The organism is Leptospira terpstrae serovar Hualin str. LT 11-33 = ATCC 700639 (assembly GCF_000332495.1).
Lineage (GTDB): Bacteria > Spirochaetota > Leptospiria > Leptospirales > Leptospiraceae > Leptospira_A > Leptospira_A terpstrae.
Window position 1 is genome coordinate 382,792 of record NZ_AOGW02000010.1, and the last position, 17,709, is coordinate 400,500.

The following is a 17,709-nucleotide window of genomic DNA, read 5'->3' on the forward strand; positions in this document are numbered from 1 at the left end:
AGCATGGAAATGAAGTTATGTCTCCTGAACTTATAGAACGAGAAGTACGCCGGCGAAAGACCTTTGCCATCATTGCTCACCCTGATGCGGGAAAAACTACACTCACAGAAAAGCTCCTCCTTTACGGTGGTGCGATTCAACTTGCGGGAGCGGTAAAAGCCAAAAAGGAAGGGAAGTCGGCAACCTCTGACTGGATGGCAATGGAAAAGGAGAGAGGGATTTCGATTACATCGGCTGCCCTTCAATTCGAATACAAGAATAGTATCCTAAACCTTTTGGACACTCCCGGTCACGAAGACTTCTCTGAGGACACATATCGTACTCTTATGGCAGCAGATACTGCTGTAATGGTTCTCGATGCCGGAAAAGGGGTCGAACCCCAAACCATCAAATTATTCCGTGTTTGTCGGGATCGTGGGATTCCCATCATCACCTTTATCAATAAAATGGATAGACCCACAAAGGATCTATATGCACTTCTCGATGAAATTGAAAAAGTTCTCGGGATCAAAGCAGTACCGGACGTATGGCCGCTCGGAACTGGTTTTGATTTTAAGGGGGTGTATGACCTTCGGGACCAACAATTGTATTTGTTTGATCGAACTCCTGGCGGAAAACAAAAAGCAGTCTTTCGTATGGCAGGTCCGAATGACCCAAGTCTTGACGAACAGTTTGATGCAGAAATTGTCACTGCGTTTCGGGAACAAATTGACCTCGTAGAAAATGGAATTGGAAAAGTAGATAAAAATATGTTTTTACTGGGAAAGGAAACACCAGTTTACTTTGGTTCGGCGGTCAATAACTTCGGGATCGAACTTTTTTTAAATAAATTTTTGGAATTGGCTCCTGGACCTGACCACATTCCGCTCCGTGATGGTAATTATTTAGATCCAATCAATTCTCCTTTTAGTGCTTTTGTATTTAAAGTCCAAGCGAACATGAACAAGGCGCATAGAGACCGAATCGCCTTTCTTCGGATTTGTTCGGGTGTGTTTGAGAGGGGCTTAAACGTTAACCACAACCGCTTAGACAAACCAGTAAAACTTTCTTCCAGTTTTGCTTTTTTTGGTCAGGACAGAAACACTGTAGATACTGCTTATCCTGGAGATATCATTGGTCTAGTAAATCCAGGAACATACAAAATTGGAGACGTGTTGTCTACGGGAAATACACCTCCTTTACGTCCTCTTCCTAGTTTTGCTCCTGAACTTTTTGCTACAATTTCTTGTAAGGACACTTTACAATTAAAATCTTTTAAAAAGGGTCTCGACCAATTGGCAGAAGAAGGAATTTTGCATCTTTTTACATCAAGAACCATAGGTGGAGGTGTGCCGATTATTGGTGCTATGGGAAAACTCCAGTTTGAAGTATTCCAACGTAGGCTAAAGGATGAATATGGAGCCGAAACTTCCATTCATATTCTTCCTTATGGAATTTCTCGTTGGGTGAAAAAAGAAGATCGATCAAAAATTCCATCAAACGCTAATTTGGTGGAGGATTTATTCGGAAATATGGCGCTTCTTTTTGATACTGAATGGGATATGAATTATTTCCATAAAAACAACGAAGGAATTGAACTATTAGACAATCCTCCTTTAGAAGATTAGTTTAGATTACTTCTATCCCAATCCAGGTGATATCATCTAGGATTGGGGTTCCTTCACTATAGGAACTAATTTTAAGTTCTAATTCTTGTTTGATGAGGGACATATGGATTGTGCTTCTGGAAGAAAAAAACTGAATCAATTCCTTTTCCCATAACTTTTCATTTTTTGAATTCTCAACATCTTTTAACCCATCGGTAAAAAGATAAAACCTGTCTCCTTTTTCAATTGGAAATTCTAAAATCTTTGGATCTCTATTATGAATCATTCCGAACATTGGATTGAATTTTTCCAAACAAACCATCCCTCCAGGAGCCTGAAACAACATTCCGGGATGGCCAGCATTTCCGTATTGAACAGTCATTTGGTTAAAATCAAATAACAAAAATATAAACGGTACAAAAGCATAGGGATCAGGAAAGTTTGTCGAGACACCTTCGTTCATTTTTTGCAGAATTTTCTTAGGATCAAACTCTGTTTTTATAATCTGGTGAAATAATACACGAAGGACAGTCATCATCATGGCAGCCTTCACACCATGACCAATGACATCACCCACAGCAAAAATGGAACGATTGTTTCCTAAATCAATGTAGTCATAATAGTCCCCACCGACTTGGATGAGTGGTTTGTACAAAACTTCATAGTCTAAATGAGGTAAAATGATGATTCGATTAGGAAGGTATTTCTTTTGTAAATCCTTTGCATAATCCATTTCCTTTTCAAATTCCTGACGTTTTTTAGTTACGTTTTGAACAAGGACAAGGGCTCCACTAGCAAATCTATATTTCTGTTCTAAATACCAAAGTTGGTAAGTAATTTCAATTAAATATACCGAACCATCTTCCGAATAAAATTCCGATTCCTCTCGCCTAAGCTTAGTTTGGTTGTTTTGGCTTTCTGTTACAGACTTTAAGAAAAAACTGACTTCTTTTCCGATCCATTCCTTTACCGAAAGTTGGTCACGAAAGAGTTCCGATACGTGAAGTTTAGGTTCAATTTCCGTATTTTCTAATAAAATTTTTCCTTTTGGATCAAATAGGATCGCTGCATGGGGGAATTCTTGTAAAAGGAGCCTTAGTTTTTGTTTTGATTCAATTTCTCTAAGAGCAATCGCTAATGAAAATAGAAAAGATATGATAAATAAAGAGATTAAGATAAGAACATTTCTTTTTAAGGAATCCTTTATTGGGACTAGGACAAGGTCTTTGGGACTTACAATGAATAGATGGAGGGGAAGTCCATACATGGGAAAACTAACAACAAAATAGTCCATTTCCTCTTTTTTGGTTTCATGAAGATTCGGTAAGTTGGAACGGATTTGCAGCGAAGATTGGACATCCGTTTTCCAAAATTCAGAGACAAAAAAATCATCCTCAATAAATCCGGAAATGCCAAATTCCCCATCATGGTTGAGTATAAATAGTCCTTCATTAGGATCACTAAATGGTGAGTCCAAAAGAGCATCTTCTAGAAATTTTGCGGAATGAATTGTGACGAATTTACCATCAAAAACTAAAAGATAGGATGTTTTTTCTGACTCTAATTGGCAACTTGCAAGCGTAAGTTCTTGTAAGGCCTCCGAGTCGACATTTAAGGAGATGCAGTTTTTACTAATCTTTTTGAATTCAGAATAGGAAAGGGTACCAATTGATTTTTTTTCCAGTATATCTGAGTTAATTTGTTCTCTAATTTGATTTTCTAAATCTATAGCAAGGAGCTGGATACGTATCAACTGAAATCTTTGGTTCCAATCCAATGCTTCCTTGTATTGGGAATGTATCATAGAAGCGACTAAAAGGATATAGGGAATAATTAGAAAGCTAACAATGGAAAGAAATAACTTAAGAAATGATTTTGTTTGGATTACAAATAAAAAATTTCCATACAATTCTCGAAGCCAGTTAGCATTATGCACGTGTTAGTTTCCTTGACGCGCTTGAGTGAATTGTATTTTTTTTGGAATTTCCTCATTTCCTAATCGATCGGTGGCTGATATTTCCAATTCCCAATCTTTATTTTTTGAACATGATTGTAATAACGTAGGCCAAGAATTTTTCGGATCCCAAAGAAACCAATCAGTCTTTTGACCACCTTCACAATTGCTGCGATAACGAATGGTATCCAGTCCTGATCCTAAGTCAATAGATTGGAGTTTAAGACTTGAATTGGCAGAGATATATTTTTGCCCTTTGTTTTGATAAGTTTGTGGTTCCCAAAGGAATTCTGTGTTTGGGGGAGTATTGTCTACACTGAATTCCGAAACTTGCATCGAATCTGAGATTCCGAGTTCATTGGTCACTTGGTATTCCAATTTATAATCTCCATCTTTGGAAAATGTAAATTCAGGAACTTGGGTAATTTTCCAGACTCCACCATTCAAACGATACCGCACTGATGTTCTCAAAGTTTCCTTCGTAATCGGTTTTACTTGGATTTTACTTTCTGTTAAAAAGAAATGATTTCTTCCTTCTTTTGTTGCAATGGGAATAATTACATCCGTTTTTGTTTGGTTTTTCGCAACAAACTTAGCACTTTCTTTTTGTTTGGTTTTTCCAAAGGAATTTACTTCGTATAAATCGGTCCAGAATCCGCGGACTTGTCGTTTGGCAACGGCTCGAATCCGAAAGTATTCATATCCATTGGGAATATAAAGTTGGATTTTTCCAGGGTTTGAGAGCACTCGAAAAGGAATTTCTAAATCAAAAGATCTTCCTTTCCATAATTCAAATTCATATTGAATGATGTCTTCTCTTTCTGGTTCTAAAGTAAAACGAATGGTTTTTGTATCTGAATAGATAGGTAAAGATAGGCCAAATAAAAGGAAAAGAAAAATGTAATATTCGAAAGGAGATCTCATTCGTCTTTCGGTTTCGGTGGGTCTGGCAATGCAAAGGGTTTCAGAGGAGGTTTTCCCTTTTCAACAAAAGTAGCAAATCCGGAACCCACATTCACTGTAACATTTTGGGCACTGACTGCTACTATTCCTTCATAACAACTGAGCGTTGTGTTCCCTGATCCGTCTACTTCTGTAATGAAATCTGTACCTTTTACTTCCGATACAGCTGCTTCGGTTCGTAATAGAAACATACGTTGGTTAGATGATGGCTTTCTCTGGATGATCGAGCGAATTCTTCCTCGTCGTAAGTAGAGTTCATCTGGATCCGTATCTGATTTCCCTTTTTCCATAATAATATGGCTGTTTTCTGTGATTTCAAATCGTGACCCGGAAAGTAAAAGAAATTGAGCTTCTGATTCTTTGAAAGTTCTCACTTCATCCTTGGCATAAAGACCTTCACCTACACTAGCACCGGACCAGTCTGTTTGTTTCTGAGAAATTTTTAGAACTTCTGTTTTGCCAGTATACCTTTGGATATCAGCCAAAGGTTTTTTTCCTAAACTTTTAGGAATCCACAATTTCATACCAGGTATGATGAGATTCGGATTGTCAATTTGGTTCGATTTGAGGAGTTCCTTCCATTTTCTAGGATCATCCAAATAAGTTTTGGAGATGATACTGAGAGTTTGTCCTTTTTCCACAAGGATGGTAATTCCATCCCCTTCGGGTGGTTGGATTTTCTGGTGTTTGGATTCGGATAAAATGGGAGAAAGATAAAAGAAAAAGAATAGAAATACGTATAGAATATTCTGAAAGATCAAATGTGGAGTTAAAAGAAAAAAGGTGGAAGTATCTTCCCACCTTTTTGTTGGACAGACCGAATTCAGTTTGAGGAAATTCTGAAACTTCATTTTTTCCTCAAACTTTGTCTTGTTAGTCGATATTCTCGGCTACAAGTTCCGCAATGTCTTTTACTTTTACGGAATCGATTTTTTCTGCCGCTTTGACACCATCTGTAATCATTGTGATACAGAATGGGCAGGCTGTTGCGATGGTAGTAGCACCCGTATCTAGGAGTTGGCCTGTACGTTTGCTATTGACACGCATACTTTCTGGATTGGATTCATCTACATGTTCTTCCATCCAATACTGTGCTCCACCGGCACCACAACAAAGTCCTTTGGAGTGATGGTCGACTGCTTCTTCGATTTTTCCACCGGATACTTTTTTCACAACATCACGTGGGTTATCATAGTTGTTATTATAACGACCAATGTAACACGAATCGTGGTAAGTATACTTTCCAGTGTTTGCATCATCTGCCACTTTCACATCAATTTTACCATCTTTGGAAAGTTGATTGATGTATTCCGAGTGGTGGATGACTTCGAAGTTTCCGCCAAACTGAGGATATTCGTTTTTGATTGTGTTGTAACAGTGTGGACAAGCAGTTACAATTTTTTTGATTCCGTAACCATTGATGGTATCCACGTTTGTTTGAGCTAAAGTTTGGTAGAGATATTCGTTACCACCTCGGCGTGCCGAGTCTCCCGAACATCCTTCTTCCGTTCCAAGAATACCAAAGTTTACATCTGCTTTTTGCATGATTTTGACAAAGTCACGCGAAATCTTTTTGTTTCTTTCATCAAAAGCTCCCGCACAACCTACCCAATAGAGTACGTCTACGTTTTTGTCTTCTGCTTCTGAAAGAACTTTTACGTTTAGTCCCTCTGCCCAATCGGCTCTTGTATGAGCTCCCACACCCCATGGATTGGAATTGTTTTCCATGTTAGTGAAGGCTTTTTGAAGTTCTGGGCTCATTTTGGATTCAGCAAGAACTAAGTGACGGCGCATTTCAATGATGGCATTGACTTGGTTGTTTCCAACTGGACATGCTTCTACGCATGCATAACAAGTAGTACATCCCCAAAGTGCTTCTTCGCTTAAACCTTCATGGGAATTGATCACACCAGTTTCTAATGCAGCAACAGCTTCTGCACCTTCTTCAGGAGTTTTTCCTGCACGGGCAGCTGCCACTTCCGGCATCTTCTCTAACATTTGGTGTTTGAGTTCTACAATGATGGCTTTAGGGTTTAACACTTTTCCTGTTCTGTTTGCTGGGCATTCCACTTGGCAACGTCCACATTCAATACAAGACATACCATCCAGTAGGTTTGGCCATGGGAAATCTTCCACTCGGTTCGATCCCCAAACAGCATTTTCATCATCTAAGTTGAGTTTTGAAAGTTGGCCTTTTGGTGTGTCTGTTGCGAGGAAGTAGTTAAAAGGAGCAAAAATTAAGTGAGCGTGTTTTGATGTAGGAACATACAACATAAACGAGAACACAGTAAGGATATGGCCCCACCACATGATTTGGAAGACAGTGTCCGCACTGGAGTTGGCAACACCGATGGATTCCCATATTTTTCCAATGGCTCCATCAATCAGACCCGCATGAGTGAAATATGTAGCGGCAACTGTCTTTGCACCATTTCCAAGTAAGGTGGTAACCATAAGCGTTGCAATCATACTGATTACGATTGCTGAGGCTGGTGAATGAACATCCAAACCTTTTGCTTTTTTGATCCATCGTCTCCATGCGAAAAACCCGAGACCAGTTAAAACGAGAATCGATACATAGTTAACGGCTTGTTCGTAAATATGGTTTGCGGCTTCCCCAAAAAGGAAATTGGGAAGGGCAAATTGATAAGGGTCGTCCATTACATAACCAAAAATACCAGCCACCATTTGGCTTGTTGTATGGATGGTATAGACTAGGAATCCGTAGAAAACAAATGCGTGCATGATCCCGCGCACTGGTTCCCGGAAGTTTTTCTTTTGGAGGACGACGTTTACAAGAAAGCTCTTTAAGCGGAATCCGATGTTTAGGTTCTTTTTTGCATCCTCGTTGAAGAATGCAGGACGACCATTAAAGATCAATCCGAGCCTGTAAAGGATGGCGCGGACAAACACTACGTTTGCCACGACGAAAAAAGCTGTGAATAATAGGTGAAAGATGATTCTTCCGATATCCATTTATGTTTATGCCCTTAAGGTGTTTGGTATTTCCTAGGATTTGTATAGAAAAATGAATGTCCAGGAAAATTCGGTTTTTACAGGGATCTGTAAGAAGATTTCCTGTCCAAGTAGGTAGAGACCATGAATTTATCCTCTTTTTCCCTCAGCCCGTCCGACCCTGCCGATTCCATCCTGTTGGAAGTGATCCAAGGCAAACGAATTTCCCCAGCGGATGCTCTTGTCCTCTACAAAGATGGTGACTTTTTAAAAATCCAAATGGTCGCCAGATACTTACGGGAAAAGGTAAGGCCCCATACACAAGCCAGTTATACCATGTTCCGGGTCGTGAATTATACGAACTATTGCAATGTGGAATGTAGTTTTTGTTCCTTTATGGATGAGATTGGGAATGGAAAAGGATATGTTCTCACTAAAGAAGATATCTTACAAAAAATGGATTACGCTGTAGAAGAAGGAGCAGACCAAATGTTCCTCCAAGGAGGAGTGTATCCTGAACTTCCGTTTGATTATTATTTAGATGTAATTCGTACAGTGAAGGCCAAATACCCGAAGATGCACATCCGTGCCTTTTCGCCCGTGGAAGTCATCAACTTAGAAACCATCACTGGAAAACCACTTCGAGAAGTGCTTTTGATTTTAAAGGAAGCGGGTCTTGATTCCGTTCCAGGAGCCGGTGCAGAAATTCTTACGGAAAGGATGCGCCAAATCATCTCTCCTAAAAAAGCCACTGTTTCCGAATGGGTACGGGCCATGGAAACTTGCCACGAAGTGGGACTTCTCGGATCCGCCAATGTTGTGTTTGGTTCTGAAGAAACGGAAGAAGAAGTCATAGAACACTTAAGTGTGGTGCGTGACCTCCAAGACCGCACCGGTGGATTTTTATCTTTTATTCCTTGGACCTTCCAACCACAAACTAAACGCTTTAAAGTAAGGCCTGTTCCCACTCATGAATACCTAAAGGTTCTTGGAATCTCTCGGATCTTTCTAGATAATATCAAACATATAGAAACATCCGTGATGGTGCTTGGCAAAGGAGTGGGGCAACTTGCTCTCTATTCTGGTGCCGATGATATTTCCTCTGTTGTGATCGAAGAGAATGTACTTCGTTCCTTTGGACTTAAAACAGAAAAGGAAGCTAGAAAATTTCTCGCAGAAGGTGGATTCCAACCTATCCGAAGGAATTTACTCTATGAGGAAGACTACGATTGCAACCAAGTAGGAGTGGATTGATTTTTCAAAGCCATCCATTCCATAGACAAAAAAAAAGACGGGGTGTTCCCCCCATCTTTTGAAATTTTACACCTTATCCGTAATGGACATAAACTGAGAATCAGTCTCAATATCAACACTAGAAAACTTCCTGAAACCTGTCGATCTTTTTTTAAGATTCGATGAGGGTAATTCGGTTTCTTCCTTCGTTTTTAGAAGTATAGAGAGCGGTATCAATTTTGTGGTACAGTTCGTCAAAACTGGGATCGTCTTCAGCACGAAAGAGTGTAGCCCCAATGGATACTGTTAAAGTAAGAGATTCCCCTGGTTGGTTGTGGATTGGAATTTGCAATCGCTCCAATTTCTCCCGGATGGATTCGGCAAGCACCTGCAATCCTTCTTTATCAATCGGAGAGACCAGAAGACAAAATTCATCCCCACCAATCCGAGCGGCAATGTCCGTTATCCTTGTTCTCGACTTGACCGTTTTGGCAAAGGCTTGGATGGCAAGGTCTCCTTGTTTGTGACCATACTTATCATTAATCGCCTTTAGGCGGTCCAAATCCAAAATGACAAGCCCAATGATAAATCCTTCGCGATTGGATCTTTTTTTATAGAGATCAAACTGTTCTAATAAATGACGCCTGTTAAATAGTTCTGTCATCGAGTCCACGCGGGACAAATCTTCTATTTTTTGGTTGATACGGAGTAACTTTCCGACCGTGATGCGAAGTCTTGCTTTGACACGATATTCTTCAAATCGCCAATAGTTGATGAGAAGGTTGGCTACAAATCCAAATGCAAGTAAAAACGAAACGATTAGCACATCTTGGTAAAAAACAAACCGATCAAATCCTTGGATCCGAGAAAAGTTCAAATGCAAAGGGATAAAAACGGAAATGTATAAAATTGACAGTAACAGAATCCGAAACGGCTCAATCCATAATAGAATGGAAGCACTGGCGATGACTATGGCAGAACCAAATAGATAATATGCATGGTTTGGTTTGTCATAAACCATCATCGGAATATAAAGAAGGATAAGCCCAATGAGAACAAGACTAGTCATTCCATAAATATGCTTTTGGTATAACTTGACCCTTTTTTTTCCAAAGAGATACACGAAGAAACAGATCGCAAGTGAGGAGATCCTAAAGAATGCGATCCAAAAACTTGCTTCTTTGGTTCTCACAAGGGAATCTACAAAAAGTAGAGAGATGATTGAAGTAAAAGCAGTCATCACACTAAAAATTTGTAAAGAGGAACCTATATCAGAAATATTCGTGGAGGTGAAACTTGGATGGTAGGTTCGCAAAAACATTTTACGAAATACAAAAAAATATCTTTTGGATGTATGCCTACGCATGTTTGAACCAAAAATCAGAATACAGTAAATCTACTATCTGTAAACCATTTACTGGATTAAAAAATAATCACCTTTCGTTGGGATTTAGCAAGGACTTCGGGAATGGTCAAACCATCGCTACCCAAAGTGCGAATTCTTTCTCCATTGGAATAGAGAACCACAGCTTTAATCCCAAAATTGTCTACCATTGTAAAAATGATCTGATCCAATCGATCTTTTAAGATTTCCATACTCCCACCGTAACTGATGTCTTCAGAAACAGAGAGATGTAAAATTCCATTTTCTAATCGGTAATTGGGTTCCATTCGCATTTTTTTGGATAAGGCAGAAAGAACACCTTTCCCCTTTTCTTCTGGGTTAGGGCCTTTTGTGAGTTCTTGGAATAAAAAGGCAATTGGATCTCCGCCTGGAAATTCACGAGTAAGTTTTACGAGCTGTGATTGGCTGTTTTTTCCTGTTCCATAAAATTTCAAAAAATATATGGGAAGGTAACCTGCATCCACTTGCAGCCGTTTGCCGGCACCAGGAAATCTATCTTCCGGAAGTGTGATCTCAGGAATTGTATCATCAACCAATTTTTGGTGTGGTTTTGACTTAGCTTCGGAATCAGGAAAGGTTTGCGTAAGGACTTCTTCTTCCCAATTTAGGTCGTCTTCCCAGTTCTCTTTGGTAAAGGGATCTGCTGGTTCAGCAAATTTAGATTTTTCTTGGACCTTACCGATGTTTCGAAATCCCTGTTTGGGGAAAAAATTTCCGCCAGTCTTTGGATCAAAACCCATAGACTTTTCAATAAGAACCAGTACAAGAAATATCCCGCCAAGCAAATAGCGTAAAGATTTCCATTTGTCTTCTTGGATTTGGGGAAGTACCGCCACACTATAAATGTCGGAGGAAGAACAAAAAGAGGGTTTAAAAAAACTCTTTTAGAGTTGGTAAATCGTCGAATTTCCATTCAAAATCGGGAATTTCGCCGGGAAGACCGTGACCATAAGTACAAAATCCAAAAGGGCAACCCGTTTGTCTTGCGGCTTCCCAATCGCTATGCCTATCGCCAATCATGGCAATGGAGTTTGGTTCTAAATTGTATTTACGCACATATTCTGCTAAGATTTCGCCTTTTGTATGGATTGTGTCTTGGTTGATGACAACAATTGGCTCGAAGTATTGTAAAACACCTGCCGTGTCTAAAACCGTTTCAATATAGGCCTTTCTTCCATTCGAAGCACAGGTGATAGTGTATCCCTTTTCTTTTAGATAATGGATGGTAGAACCGACACCTGCATAAAAATCCCCACCACCGCTTCGGATGGCATCACAGAGAAGGTCTAGAACTCTTCCGGAAATTATATCGCGTTCTGATTCGGGAAGGTTAGGCAAGAGGTTGGCAAAAATAGTTCGCACCGGCTTACCAATTTCATTCATAATCTGGTCATGACTAGGTAAGGATGTGATTTTTCCCGTCTTGCTTGCAAACTCTTCGATTGCCTGCACATACGTCTTAAAGATTATGGATTCTGAGGAAAATAAGGTCCCGTCGACATCGAAGGCGACCATGCGGATTTCCCCCAGGCGGTTTTCTTGCATTACCACCAGAAAAGAATTTGGCGGTGTATTGGCAAGTAAGGAATTGGAAGTTATGCTCGTGCAAAGCAGTTTATCAGAAGTTCTTAAGGCACGCAGTGAGTTGTTTTCCCGGACAAATTGGACGGATCCAACCTCGCAGTTGCAAAACAGAGTCAAAGGTGAAGACTTATCTAAATACTTTGTACTAACTGAGTCAGAGGAAATTGGCATCCGCGAAACAATTCGCCTGCATGTTTCGACAACACCATACTACTTGTCTCTTTCAGACCCCATTGACCCAAATTGCCCCATTCGAAGGATGATCGTTCCTCGGTCGGAAGAAGCTGTCTTTTCGTCAGAAGAAAGTCCTGATCCATTGGATGAAGAACGACTAAGTCCTGTTCGTGGGCTTACTCATATGTATCCGAATCGGGTTCTTCTATTTTCCAATCACTCTTGTAGTGTGTATTGTCGGCATTGTATGCGAGGACGTAAGGTATCTTCCAGTGACGAAAGAATGGAAAAAAGTGATTTAGAAAATGCATTTGCATACATTCGAACCCACGAAGAAATAGAGGATGTTGTGATTAGCGGGGGAGATCCGCTCAATTTATCAGATTCCCGATTGGAGTGGATTTTATCCGAACTCCATTCTATCCCCCATGTAAAAATATGTAGGCTTGGGACAAGAAATCCTGTTACTTTACCTTTTCGCATAACAGAAGCACTTTGTAAGATCATTGAAACATACAATGATGACAAGTTGTCCATTTTTTGTAATACACAGTTCAACCATCCAAAAGAATGTACCAAAGAATCAAAGGAAGCGATTCTACGTTTATTAAAGGTCGGTGTTTCTGTCGGAAACCAATCGGTTCTCTTAAAGGGAATTAATGACGAAGAAGAAGTGATGCTAACTCTTCATAAAAAATTATTAGAAATGAGAGTTCGCGCTTATTATCTTTATGATCCAGAACTTATCCCCGGATCCAGAGGTTTTCGCACTCCACTCGCACGAGGAATTGAAATTGTTGAATACATGCGAGGGAAAATTGGAGGGATGGGGATTCCCCAATTTGTAAATGATTTACCTGGTGGTGGGGGAAAGATCACTATTGCTCCCAATTGGTATTTGGGTTACTATCCTAAAACGCGCCAACATGCCTTTCGTTCTGCAGTGACAAAAAAAATTCACCTTTCCTTTGAACCCGTTGGTTCCAATAAAGAATCTTATTATCCCACCATTAGTGATTCTGAATGGGAGAAATTTGGATTATGAAACGTACCGTTATTTTGGCATGTGATCTTTATGATAACAAAACACCGGAGCTTTGCCAAGAATGGGAATCGGAAGAAACCATTCGGCATATGGAAGAGACCATTCAAAAACTTGGATATGATGTCACAATTTTATCGCATCCAACAGAAATTACATCAGTCCTTTCTAACATTCCACCGCAAACAAGAAAAGATTGGATAGTGTGGAATCTAGTGGAAGGATACCATTCTCCCAGTAGGGAAGCCTATATACCGGCGTTATGCGAATATTTGGCAATTCCTCATACGGGAAGTTCTGCCGCAGTACAAACATTCACTCTTGATAAATACAAAACAAAATTATTTCTGAAATCCTTGGGAATTCCTACAGCAGATTCACAGCTCATCCTAAACCCAATGGATCTTCCAAAGATCAATTTTCCTATCTTTATCAAACCCAATGGAGAAGGTTCAAGCCTTGGAATTGGAGAAAATAACCGCATTGATCGAATCGAAGATTGGTCGAGTGTGGCAATACCTCTCTCAGAAACCTTCCCCAGTTTACTGGTAGAACCTTTTTTATCGGGAAGGGAATTAACAATTGCGGTCCTTGGTAACCAAGGAAATTACCAAACCACTCCCCCCGCTTTTGTGGACTATCCTGGTTCTGTTTATAGTAACCTAGTCAAATCCAAAGAAAGTTTTGTAGAATCTTTGGATTTTCAGGTTCCACATGCTTTGTCAAATTTACTTCATTCTTATTCTTTAAAAGTGGCAGAGCTATTAGGAAGTGCAGGTTACATTCGTTTGGATTTTAAATTAGAAAAGGAAGAAGTTTATCTTCTCGAAGTCAATGCCACTCCAGGATTTTCCTCGATATATTCCACCTTGCCCTTGTTATGGGAAAAAACAGGGAAAAGTTATTCTGAACTGTTGAACTTTTGTTTGGAATTAGGGTTTGAAGAATTCAATCATCATTTTCGTTATCAATATGCAAAGGATCGAAACTTATGAACGTAATAGAAACTTTAAAAAAGGATGTGGAAACTCATCCTGTACTTAGGTCACAGTGGTTATTAGAACGTAATATTGCTATGAGTTTTGATGACTTAATTTTATGGCTTAGCCAAGAATACTTCGTATCCATTGGTTTTGTGGATTGGTTTTTACAAGTAGCGGCAAAAACAAGAGACCAAAATGCGAAGATTGTTCTAGTCGAAAATATTTGGGGGGAACTTGGAGAAGGAAAGATTGCAGACACTCATGTCTCGATTCTTATAGATTTTTTAAAGAAACTCAATTTTGATTTTTCAAACCATATCATACTTCCTGAAACCAAAACTTATCTAGACAAAATGGAAACTATCATTGGAAAAGGATTTTTTTATGGACTCGGAGCATTGGGACCTGCGAATGAATACCTATTGAAATTGGAATATTCGCAAATTTCAAATGCATATCAGAAATTAAAATCTGAAATGTCTCTACCAGAAGGAAAGTTCTTTCAGGTAAATCTAGATGCGGATGAGGGTCATAGCCAAAGAATGTTTGAACTCATTGCAGAAACGGCAACATCAGAGGAATCTAAAAACCAGGTGCTTACCGGAAATTTACTCGCTCTTGTTGCAAGAGAAGATTTTTATAAAGGACTGTCTCGTTTGGACAAAGAAAAACTTACTAAAGTTTAGTTCGAAATCTTTTTAAAATAAACATCATTGCCATTCCAAGAAAAGGAATTAAAGGCAAATACAAAAGAAAGGCTAAGTATTTGTATTTTTCCATCTTCCAAAGGATTTGTCTGACAGCAAAAAAACCTGGATACCGATTTCCTTCTTCTATAAACTGAACTTCGCCTGCACAGAGTTTGGTTGTCAGTTGTTTGTGGATCGAAGTTAGTTCCACCTCTGTTATTTTATGGTAGGAGACAATGGCAATTTGATCCTTTGTTTTTTCCCGGATTGATTTTGCAAGGCGCGTACAAAATCTGCAGTTTCCATCATAAACTAGAATAGATTTTTTTGTTTGCATCAGATGGTTATTTAGAAAAAAAATCTTCCGGCTGTTTTTTTAACGTTTGTATGGTGGCAGGAATCAGGGATCTATCGAGCCCAAGCCAATAGTAATACCAACTTTCGTCTTTTTCAATTCCTTGGGCTACAGACATATACCATTTATTGATATTGTTGTCTGGTTTACTTCGCCAAAATAGAGGACGGCAATGGGTAAGAATTTGATCCCAAATATCTCTTCCCACTCCTGCACCTCTTGCCACACCATTCACAGCAAACTTAGAAAGTAAATATCCATGTTCTGTTTTTTGCATCCAAGCGCAGGCTCTATAAGATTCTTCTAAAAATAAAACATCAAATTTTGTTTTGTAAAATTCTGGTTTTAAGGGTTTGCCAAAGGACTCTTCGATCAGTTGGAACACCCGATTCATATCCACCTCTTCTGTGGTATGACATACTTTGATTTTGTTTTTTCGTTTCACGAGAGTTCCACTTCCCTTAACAGTAAAAAGTTCTGTAAGAAGTGTGAAAGGGGAAGTAAGTACAATACTAAATTTGGGATCTTCGATTTTTGATAATAAATCTTCCGAAAGGTTTACGAACTCTTCTTGTGATCTAGAGAGAGTCATTCCTTCTGGTAAAGGAAAACTAGATTCTCTTTGTAAAATGGATTTTACTTTTCCAGTAATGGGGTCTTTGAGTGGACCATCGATAGAAACATAAATCACTTTAGAGGAATGTAGAATGGACCTGCATCGATCCAAAAGTGCAGAAAGTTTTTCCGAATCATCATCCCAGAGAAGAATGGGAATTTTTTTTTGACGTATGCTTTCGGTTACTGCTTCTTTTAACGGTTGGTTTCGGTCCACCACTTGGTAGGTAAAACCTAAACTTCTTTCTCCTTCTGCATTCATTTGTTCTAAAGGAAAAAAAACTTTTAGATATTGGAAACTATCCACTTCTAAAACAACAAAAGGAAATAAATCAAGTTGGTAGAGTAACTTTAAGTCGGAGAAAAGTGCTTCCGAACTTTCAAATATAGTTTCTGAGTCTGCATATAAAATAGCAAAGGATTCAGGGGAAAGAGATTGAAATTCCTTTAAGAAAAGAAGTCCATCTCTTGGATCCCTTGTGATTTCAAAGACTCGACTCAGTACGTCTTTTGAATTCATTTCCCTCCACGGATTTCGTAATCCACAATTTTTGCTTTCAAATTTGCATGTTTCAAACTTAGGTGAGAATTTTCTTTGAGACCAAATTTTCCAAGTAGAGAAAAATCAGCCGAAAGAACGGTAAACTTCCAACCACCAAACTCGTTTTTGATGACCTTACCGAATTGAAAGTACATCTCTCGTAAATCTTCCATGGGTTTTCCAATTCGGTCCCCATAAGGAGGGTTTGTTATAACATGACCTTTGTTTCCAAAACTGTTTTTTAGTTCTAAACAATTGCCTACTTCAAATGTTACAAAGTCTTCGACACCCGCCTCATAAGCATTTTCTTTTGCGATGCGTATGGCTTCTGGATCTACATCAAATCCAAATAGGTGAGGTGATTCTGGTTTTTCTTTTTTTTTCTCGGAAAAAACATAAGTAGGAAATAAAATTTGGAATACGGGTGATTCAGCAAATAAAAACCGATTGATTTCGCCATACAGGCGCTCTCTAAGAGCTGCTTCAATGAGAATGGTCCCTGATCCACACATTGGATCCACTAGAGTATTTCCTTCTTTCCAACCAGAGATCTCCAACATCGCTTGTGCAATGGGTTCCCGTACTGGTGCATTGCCGGCAAACAACCGATAGCCGCGCCGACCCACAGGATCTCCCGAAAAGGAAAGTTCAATACTAAACCTGTCGGTGTGGGAACGAACAACGATGGTGATATCAGCCATACGTTTTTCAATTTCTGGAAGTGGGATTTTTTTACTACGAAGTCTATCGAGAACTGCATCTTTCATTCGATGCATTGTAAATTCAGAGTTTCTTAATTTATCTTTGGTTTCTGCATCAATGCGGAAACTAACTTCAGGTCCAATGTATTTTTCCCAAGGAAGTTCACTTGCTTTGGCATAAAATTCATCATAATCATCTGCATTGTCATGTAAAAGTTGTAAGTTAATTCTTGAGGCAAACTTTGTATGAATGGCAAAATCAATGACATCTTCTTTTTTTCCGGAAAAGAAAACTCCACCGCGGTTGGAACTGTCAATTTTAAGGCGATGCGATTTTAACTCGGATTCCAAAAGCGGAGAAAGACCCTCTCCGCAAATGGCGTGGTAGGTAGGGTGTGTAGGTTTTATTCCGAGTCTCCTAATTTTTGAGCCAAGTAATTTTGGATGCTGATGGACTCAATAATGGATTTTTGAGTTTCGATCCAATCAATGTGTTCTTCTTCAGAAACTAAGATTTTTTCTAGCAGTTCTCTGGTTCCATTGTCTTTTGCAGCGACACAAATATCGATGCCTCGGTTGAGTCTTTCTACAGCTCCATATTCCAACTGTAAATCGTGATCCAACATTTCTGGAACAGATTGACCTACGTTGATTTTTGAGTATTTTTGCAAGTCTGGAATTCCATCAAAGTACAAAATCCTTTCTATGATTTCGTCTGCATGTTTCATTTCTTCGATGGATTCTTTTCTGAGGTAGTCCGCAAGTTCCAAATATCCCCAGTTTTTACAGAGTTTTGCATGAATAAAATACTGATTGATGGCTGTTAGTTCTGCGGTAAGAACTTCCGCTAAAATGTCGATTACTTCTTTCTTTCCCTTCATATGGGTGGCCTCATTTTCTCTGTTCAAATGGAAAGATAATTGGTTTTC

The 17,709-nt window shown here is 39.2% G+C and carries 16 protein-coding genes; 5 read left to right on the plus strand and 11 right to left on the minus strand.

Annotated elements, in window-relative coordinates; translation table 11 throughout:
• Positions 1-17: 17 nt before the first annotated feature.
• Positions 18-1,607 (plus strand): peptide chain release factor 3, encoded by a 1,590-nt coding sequence (locus LEP1GSC203_RS10225; RefSeq protein WP_002974450.1) that lies wholly within the window; start codon positions 18-20, stop codon positions 1,605-1,607.
• Between the two features lies 1 nt (position 1,608).
• Here the strand turns inward: LEP1GSC203_RS10225 and LEP1GSC203_RS10230 are convergent, their stop codons facing one another.
• Genes LEP1GSC203_RS10230 through LEP1GSC203_RS10245 form a run of 4 tightly spaced genes read right to left on the minus strand, consistent with a single transcriptional unit; the run spans position 1,609 to position 7,479 of the window.
• The gene (locus tag LEP1GSC203_RS10230) at positions 1,609-3,522 is read right to left on the minus strand and encodes a PP2C family protein-serine/threonine phosphatase (RefSeq protein ID WP_002974477.1); all 1,914 of its coding nucleotides are present in this window, start codon (positions 3,520-3,522) and stop codon (positions 1,609-1,611) included.
• 3 nt (positions 3,523-3,525) lie between these two features.
• Complete coding sequence (locus tag LEP1GSC203_RS10235) at positions 3,526-4,464, minus strand: LBF_2017 N-terminal domain-containing protein (RefSeq protein WP_002973664.1); 939 nt, start codon at positions 4,462-4,464, stop codon at positions 3,526-3,528.
• Positions 4,461-5,354, minus strand: coding sequence for a FecR domain-containing protein (locus LEP1GSC203_RS10240; RefSeq protein WP_002973802.1), 894 nt, complete (start codon positions 5,352-5,354; stop codon positions 4,461-4,463). The genes LEP1GSC203_RS10235 and LEP1GSC203_RS10240 overlap by 4 nt, the downstream gene beginning before the upstream one ends.
• A 22-nt stretch (positions 5,355-5,376) precedes the next feature.
• Positions 5,377-7,479: a (Fe-S)-binding protein gene (locus LEP1GSC203_RS10245; protein ID WP_002973581.1), complete on the minus strand. Its 2,103-nt coding sequence runs from the start codon at positions 7,477-7,479 to the stop codon at positions 5,377-5,379.
• 123 nt (positions 7,480-7,602) lie between these two features.
• Between LEP1GSC203_RS10245 and mqnC the strand changes: the two genes are divergently transcribed.
• Positions 7,603-8,712 carry a cyclic dehypoxanthinyl futalosine synthase gene (gene mqnC / locus LEP1GSC203_RS10250; RefSeq protein WP_002973939.1) on the plus strand — a complete coding sequence of 370 codons (1,110 nt, stop codon included), beginning with the start codon at positions 7,603-7,605 and terminating at the stop codon, positions 8,710-8,712.
• Between the two features lie 151 nt (positions 8,713-8,863).
• Here the strand turns inward: mqnC and LEP1GSC203_RS10255 are convergent, their stop codons facing one another.
• The 3 genes from LEP1GSC203_RS10255 to LEP1GSC203_RS10265 are packed head-to-tail and all read right to left on the minus strand — an operon-like array spanning position 8,864 to position 11,611.
• Positions 8,864-10,057, minus strand: a complete 1,194-nt coding sequence (locus LEP1GSC203_RS10255; protein ID WP_002973899.1) for a GGDEF domain-containing protein — start codon at positions 10,055-10,057, stop codon at positions 8,864-8,866.
• Positions 10,058-10,113: 56 nt separating this feature from the next.
• On the minus strand, positions 10,114-10,932 hold the full coding sequence (locus LEP1GSC203_RS10260; protein WP_002974290.1) for a GerMN domain-containing protein: 819 nt from the start codon (positions 10,930-10,932) through the stop codon (positions 10,114-10,116).
• A gap of 34 nt (positions 10,933-10,966) precedes the next feature.
• Positions 10,967-11,611 carry an HAD family hydrolase gene (locus LEP1GSC203_RS10265; RefSeq protein WP_002974292.1) on the minus strand — a complete coding sequence of 215 codons (645 nt, stop codon included), beginning with the start codon at positions 11,609-11,611 and terminating at the stop codon, positions 10,967-10,969.
• Between the two features lie 82 nt (positions 11,612-11,693).
• Here LEP1GSC203_RS10265 and LEP1GSC203_RS10270 point away from each other — a divergent pair, with 82 nt between their 5' ends.
• Genes LEP1GSC203_RS10270 through LEP1GSC203_RS10280 form a run of 3 tightly spaced genes read left to right on the plus strand, consistent with a single transcriptional unit; the run spans position 11,694 to position 14,565 of the window.
• A complete protein-coding gene (locus LEP1GSC203_RS10270) occupies positions 11,694-12,899 on the plus strand; it encodes a KamA family radical SAM protein (protein WP_002974142.1) in 1,206 nt (401 codons plus the stop codon).
• A complete protein-coding gene (locus LEP1GSC203_RS10275; RefSeq protein ID WP_039937907.1) occupies positions 12,896-13,891 on the plus strand; it encodes a D-alanine--D-alanine ligase family protein in 996 nt (331 codons plus the stop codon). Before LEP1GSC203_RS10270 ends, LEP1GSC203_RS10275 begins: the two co-directional genes overlap by 4 nt.
• On the plus strand, positions 13,888-14,565 hold the full coding sequence (locus tag LEP1GSC203_RS10280) for an iron-containing redox enzyme family protein (RefSeq protein WP_002973723.1): 678 nt from the start codon (positions 13,888-13,890) through the stop codon (positions 14,563-14,565). Before LEP1GSC203_RS10275 ends, LEP1GSC203_RS10280 begins: the two co-directional genes overlap by 4 nt.
• Here the strand turns inward: LEP1GSC203_RS10280 and LEP1GSC203_RS10285 are convergent.
• The 4 genes from LEP1GSC203_RS10285 to bfr are packed head-to-tail and all read right to left on the minus strand — an operon-like array spanning position 14,555 to position 17,661.
• On the minus strand, positions 14,555-14,905 hold the full coding sequence (locus tag LEP1GSC203_RS10285) for a DCC1-like thiol-disulfide oxidoreductase family protein (RefSeq protein WP_002974478.1): 351 nt from the start codon (positions 14,903-14,905) through the stop codon (positions 14,555-14,557). The two genes, LEP1GSC203_RS10280 and LEP1GSC203_RS10285, sit on opposite strands and share 11 nt — an antisense overlap.
• A gap of 7 nt (positions 14,906-14,912) precedes the next feature.
• Positions 14,913-16,058 carry a hypothetical protein gene (locus tag LEP1GSC203_RS10290; RefSeq protein ID WP_002974024.1) on the minus strand — a complete coding sequence of 382 codons (1,146 nt, stop codon included), beginning with the start codon at positions 16,056-16,058 and terminating at the stop codon, positions 14,913-14,915.
• Entirely contained in the window at positions 16,055-17,203 is a 1,149-nt protein-coding gene (locus LEP1GSC203_RS10295) for a THUMP domain-containing class I SAM-dependent RNA methyltransferase (RefSeq protein WP_408605601.1), read from the minus strand. Before LEP1GSC203_RS10295 ends, LEP1GSC203_RS10290 begins: the two co-directional genes overlap by 4 nt.
• Positions 17,185-17,661, minus strand: coding sequence for a bacterioferritin (gene bfr / locus LEP1GSC203_RS10300; RefSeq protein ID WP_002974241.1), 477 nt, complete (start codon positions 17,659-17,661; stop codon positions 17,185-17,187). Before bfr ends, LEP1GSC203_RS10295 begins: the two co-directional genes overlap by 19 nt.
• Positions 17,662-17,709: the final 48 nt, after the last annotated feature.